1 rRNA gene is annotated in these 255 nt (G+C 54.9%); it reads right to left on the reverse strand.

Features of this window, described 5'->3' with window-relative positions:
• Positions 1-255 (reverse strand): 23S ribosomal RNA (locus L7A15_RS10620); the annotation flags it as partial.

A 255-nucleotide genomic window follows, 5' to 3' on the forward strand; every position in this document is an offset into this window, starting at 1 on the left:
ACCCCTATCCACAGCTCATCCCCTCCATTTTCAACTGAAGTGGGTTCGGTCCTCCACGACGTCTTACCGTCGCTTCAACCTGGCCATGGATAGATCACTCCGCTTCGGGTCTAGATCCTGCCACTCACACGCCCTATTCAGACTCGCTTTCGCTACGGCTTCCCCACACGGGTTAACCTCGCGACAGAACACTAACTCGCAGGCTCATTCTTCAAAAGGCACGCTGTCACCCCAAAAGGCTCCAACGGCTTGTAA

Origin of the sequence: Rothia nasimurium, assembly GCF_928391935.1 — a bacterium.
Classification (GTDB): Bacteria; Actinomycetota; Actinomycetes; order Actinomycetales; family Micrococcaceae; genus Rothia; species Rothia nasimurium_D.